Raw genomic sequence first — 4874 nt, forward strand, 5'->3', positions numbered from 1 at the left:
GCATAAGGATGGCAGGGCCGGAACCAGCGCAGGACCGGCCCGAACCAGGAGATCAAACCGCTTTGAAGCGATCAGGCAGCCTTGCGGGTTTCTGACTGCGGTTCACGGGTCAGAGACACCACTTTGGCACGCAGACCATTGAGCGGCCCCTTGCCGCTGTCATCCTTGCTCTTGTTGGGCAAAGACAGTTTGAAGATCCGCTTCCAGACACTCAGGGACTGCTTCATGAAAGACCCGGTGTTATACGGCAGGCCATGTTTTTCGCAGATGGCACGGACTTCCGGCGCAATGCGGGCATAACGGTGCGCCGGCAGATCGGGGAACAGGTGGTGCTCGATCTGGAAACTCAGGTTGCCGCTCATCACGTGCATCAGACGGCCGCCTTCAAAGTTGGCAGAGCCCAACAGCTGGCGTACATACCACTGGCCACGGGTCTCGTTTTCGATCACGGACTCCGGGAACTGTTCCACTTCTTCCGGGAAGTGACCATTGAAGATCACCTGGGAAGACCACAGGTTGCGCGCCAGGTTGGCTGCCACATTACCGGCGAACACGAAGGGCGCGAACGGGCCGGCCAGGGCCGGGAACAGCAGATAGTCCTTGAAGAGCTGCTTGCGCATCTTCTTCCAGGTCGGCTTGAACTCGGCTTTCAGCTCTTCCTTGGTCTTGGTCTTGTAGATCAGGTAGTCCTCGAGCTTGAGGCTCTGGATCGCCACAAAGTGCTGAAAGAAGGTCGCCAGAATGCCTGCCAGGATCGGGTTGAACAGGAAGCGCGGTTCCCACTCCTGGTCTTCTGACATGCGCAGGATGCCGTAACCAATGTCATGGTCCTTGTCGAGCACGTTGGTGAAAGTGTGGTGCTCGAAATTGTGGGTCTGCTTCCAGGCCGTGTTGGTGCAGGTGTTGTCCCAGTCAAAAACCTTGGAGTTGATGGCCGGGTCACCCATCCAGTCGTACTGGCCGTGCATCACGTTATGGCCGATTTCCATGTTGTCCAGAATCTTGGAGGCAGACAGACAAGCCACACCGGCCAGCCATGCCGGCGGCAGGAAACCCGCCATCAGCAGGCCGCGGCCGGCCACTTCCAGACGACGCTGACGCTTGATCAGGGTACGGATATAGGTGGCATCTTCTTCGCCCAGGTCCGCCATTTCACGATTACGGATGGCATCCAGTTCCTGGCCAATAGTCTCGAATTGTTCGGCGGTCAAGTTGCTGAAAATACTCATGTGCTTTCTCCTTAAACCCGGTTTGAAGAATCGTCTTGTGACGCTTCGGTTTGGGTGAATCCGTTTAGATGTCCAGAGTCACCGTGCCCACCGGCACGCTGACGCAAATTTGAATGTCTTCTTCGCCACTGGTGATCTCACCGGTGCGGATATCGCGCACGTCGCCGGCCGTCTTGCGGCAGGTGCAAGCGTGACAGATACCCATGCGGCAACCGGATTCCGGGGAAAGCCCGGCGGACTCGGCCTGCTCCAGCAGGGTGGCGCCATTATTGATGGCCATTTTTTCGCTCTGAACAAAGCGCACTTCGCCTTCGGCGCTGTCGCTTTCGATCTGCGGCGCTGCCAGGGTGAACTGCTCCTTGTGCAGACGCTCTGCCAGGCCGTCCTCTTCCCAGACTTTTTCCACCGCTGCCATCATCGGCGGCGGGCCACACAGAAAAGTGGTTGCCTGTGCAAATTCCGGCGCTGCAATGTACAGATGTTCACGGGAAAACAGACCGGACAGTTCGCCCTGTTCACCCTCATTGTTGAAGCAACGCACCAGGGTCACGTTGTCGTGAGTCCGGGCAATCTCGTCCAGCTCGCTGGCGTAGATCATGTCGGCGGCGCTGTTGGCGTAATGCAGGAAGATGATCGGGCCGCTAAAGCCTTCGTCACACAGGGTGCGCAGCATGGACATCACCGGGGTAATACCGCTGCCACCACTGATCAGCAGCACCTGCTCCGGGCGTTCTTCCGGCAGGGCGAATTCGCCGTCCGCCTGGGACAGCAACACCACGTCACCCACACTGAGTTGTTCACGCAGGTGACGGGACACAAAGCCGTTGGCGTGCACTTTGGCGGTCAGCTCGATGCAGCCGTCGGCGCGGTGCAGGGAGTTGGCCGGTGAGTAGCAGCGGGTCTGACGCTTGCCATCAATGGTGACGGAAAGCTGCACGAACTGACCGGGAACAAAGCCTTCCCAGTTATGATTGGGACGCAGGGTCAGGGTCACGCTGTCGTTGGTCAGGTAGCGCACGGCTTCTACCTTGGCGCGCACCTCATTAACGGACCACAGCGGATTGAACACTTCCAGATAACGGTCGACGCCGTGGGGATAGGAAAGAATATCCGCCACACGGGACTGCAGCAGGCGGGTCAGGCCTTGCTGAAAACGGCTGGAGGTCTGTGTCATTGCGTTCATTGGGTTCATCCCTGTAAGTGAACAGTTGTACGCATTATTCACAGACCCACAATTCAAGTCAACACCTGTACACTTAATTTTGTAAATACCTGCATTATCATGCAGTTACACATGTTTTTTGCGCACCAGTTGCATCACGGCCCCACAACGAGGAGAATTTACAGCGTAATTTTCAGGGTCTGTTGGTGCTTCAAGCCCACCCAGCCCCCGCACTTGCTTCTCCAGCCAGCCGAAAACGGGGCATGAGACTGCCGGTCGCGCTTAACCCAACGACCTGAAACCCAACGCAGAGGCAACCGGCAATGACCAAGGAAACCACCAGCAGATCGCGCAAGCCCAAACGCGGCCAGACCCGGGAAGCCTTGATGGCCGCGGCGCTGGAACTGGTGGTCAAGAAAGCCCCCTTTTCTGCCTTGAGCCTGCGCGAAGTCACCAAGAAAGCCGGCGTGGTCCCAACCGCCTTCTACCGGCACTTCCCGGACATGAGCGCCCTGGGCCTGACGCTGCTGGATGAATCTTTCCGCACCCTGCGCCATATGATGCGCCAGGTCCGCCAGGAAGAACTGCCCAATGAGCGCATGCTGCGCGGATCCCTGGAGGTGTACTTCAACTATGTCCGCAACAACCGCGCCCACTTCCTGTTCGTCTCCAAGGAACTGGCCGGTGGCACCCCCACCATGCGCAACGCCATTCGCCGGGAAATCCGCATGTTCACCAACGAGCTGGCCATGGACATGGCACGCTTTCCGTTTCTGAATCATGTCAATGCGGAAGACCTGCAAATGATGGCCGGGCTGGTGGTCAACAACGTCACCGCCCTGACCCAGGAAATGCTCGAACTGGAAGAAATTGATGAGACCGGTCAGCGAGAAGTGCTAATGACCGCCGAGAAACAACTGCGTCTGATTTACTTCGGCGTGGGCATGTGGCGCTCGGACAAGAGCAGTTCCTGAACGCATTTCACACTTTGCGCCCTTGTGCCACGCGCCTGTGCTTAACTCACCAGACTCCCTGTCTATACGGCCAATAGCGACTCCCCTGCCCTGCTCTATACTCTTTTGCATTGCCACCGTTGCCTACGTTGCAACGCAATCAACGGGAAAGGATTGAGTAATGAGTGAGGTCAAATTCCGCGAGCTGCGTAATTCACCACCCATGGTGATCAACTTCGCCAAGGCCGTATTGCGTGCCACCGTCAAACCAGGCAGCAACCCCACCCTGCCAGACGTGGGCCTGCGCCTGAATGACGTCTCCCTCGATGAAAAACATCTGGCCGCCTACCGCAAGGTGTGCGGATTTGCCGCCGACGGCAAGTTGCCCGTGACCTATCCGCACATGCACGCTTTCCCGCTGCATATGGCACTGATTCTCACCGACGGCTTTCCGTTCCCCGCCATGGGCCTGGTGCATGTGCGTAACAGCATTACCCAGTACCGCCCCATTGCCGAGCGTGAACAACTGAACGTGAAGTGTTTTCTGGGCAATTTGCAGAAAGTCGACAAGGGTTACGAATTTTCCATCTTCACCAGCGTGAGCACCGGTGGCGAGCGGGTCTGGGAAAGTGAATCCGTGAACTTTTTCCGCAGCGGTGGCGGGAGCAGCAGCAAGAAGAAAGACGCGCCCAAGCCGCAACCCGCCACTGACACCGTGGAATGGAAAGTGCCCGGGGATATCGGCCGCCGCTACGGCGCCGTTTCCGGTGACCGCAACCCGATTCACCTGTATCCGCTGTCGGCCAAATTGTTCGGCTTCAAGCGCCAGATCGCCCACGGCATGTGGTCCAAGGCCCGCTGCCTGGCCGAACTGCAGAACCAGCTGCCGGAAGACGCCTTCACCGTGGATGTGCAGTTCAAATTGCCCATGTTCGTGCCCGCCACGGTGAAGTTCGAGAACAAGCCAACCGACGGCGGCAGCGATTTCCGGCTGCTCGCCAAGGACGGCATCAAGCCGCACCTGGCCGGCCAGATTCGCCCGGCGGAGTAAGCTCCAACCCCCCGGCGTTTCTACACCCACCTGTAGGAGCGCCGCTTGAGGCGCGATTCGAACCTTGACGAAGGTTGTTGATGTAGGAGATTCTATGTTGTCCACCCCAGTCTTCATGAGGCAGGGGCCGGCTGATAGTCGGTGCCATTTTTCATGAGCGCGAAGGCGATACGAACGAGTTTGCGCGCCAGGATGACTAACGCTTGGGTAGTTGCCAGCCCTCGATCCAGATAAGCCTGATAGACCCCTGCCCAACGCTTGCTCCGGCGAGCGGCCATGGCCGCGCAGCAAAGCAGCCTGCGAGCTTCTGAGTCCCCTTTCTTGGTCAGTTTTCGCTTGCCGGTTTTGGTGCCTGAGTCTCTCACGTGAACGTCCATCCCCAGGAAGGCCACGAAGGCATCACTGTTCCTGAAGTCGCCCCTTAAGAAGGCCATGACCAGAGCGTAGGCGGTCAGATCGCCCACGCCCTCCAGGGCCTT

5 protein-coding genes are annotated in these 4874 nt (G+C 58.2%); 2 read left to right on the forward strand and 3 right to left on the reverse strand.

Annotation, left to right across the window (positions count from 1 at the left end; all coding sequences use genetic code 11):
• Positions 1-71 precede the first annotated feature (71 nt).
• Together A3730_RS01775 and A3730_RS01780 are read right to left on the reverse strand one after the other, a co-directional pair.
• Positions 72-1229 (reverse strand): acyl-CoA desaturase, encoded by a 1158-nt coding sequence (locus tag A3730_RS01775; RefSeq protein ID WP_063521523.1) that lies wholly within the window; start codon positions 1227-1229, stop codon positions 72-74.
• Positions 1230-1293: 64 nt separating this feature from the next.
• Complete coding sequence (locus tag A3730_RS01780) at positions 1294-2412, reverse strand: ferredoxin reductase (protein ID WP_231880764.1); 1119 nt, start codon at positions 2410-2412, stop codon at positions 1294-1296.
• A gap of 302 nt (positions 2413-2714) precedes the next feature.
• Here A3730_RS01780 and A3730_RS01785 point away from each other — a divergent pair, with 302 nt between their 5' ends.
• Together A3730_RS01785 and A3730_RS01790 are read left to right on the forward strand one after the other, a co-directional pair.
• Positions 2715-3365 carry a TetR family transcriptional regulator gene (locus tag A3730_RS01785; RefSeq protein WP_063521521.1) on the forward strand — a complete coding sequence of 217 codons (651 nt, stop codon included), beginning with the start codon at positions 2715-2717 and terminating at the stop codon, positions 3363-3365.
• A gap of 160 nt (positions 3366-3525) precedes the next feature.
• A complete protein-coding gene (locus A3730_RS01790) occupies positions 3526-4395 on the forward strand; it encodes a MaoC family dehydratase (protein ID WP_063521520.1) in 870 nt (289 codons plus the stop codon).
• Positions 4396-4508: 113 nt separating this feature from the next.
• On the opposite strand, the gene A3730_RS01795 is transcribed toward A3730_RS01790, so the two are convergent.
• A partial coding sequence (locus A3730_RS01795) for a transposase (RefSeq protein WP_156500788.1) occupies positions 4509-4874 on the reverse strand: 366 nt, incomplete at its 5' end.

This window comes from Alcanivorax sp. HI0044 (assembly GCF_001634945.1).

Bases quoted from the DNA above. Each gene is read 5' to 3' on its own strand.
- A3730_RS01775 (WP_063521523.1), bottom strand. From the start codon at position 1,229: ATGAGTATTTTCAGCAACTTGACCGCCGAACAATTCGAGACTATTGGC.
- A3730_RS01780 (WP_231880764.1), bottom strand. From the start codon at position 2,412: ATGAACGCAATGACACAGACCTCCAGCCGTTTTCAGCAAGGCCTGACC.
- A3730_RS01785 (WP_063521521.1), top strand. From the start codon at position 2,715: ATGACCAAGGAAACCACCAGCAGATCGCGCAAGCCCAAACGCGGCCAG.
- A3730_RS01790 (WP_063521520.1), top strand. From the start codon at position 3,526: ATGAGTGAGGTCAAATTCCGCGAGCTGCGTAATTCACCACCCATGGTG.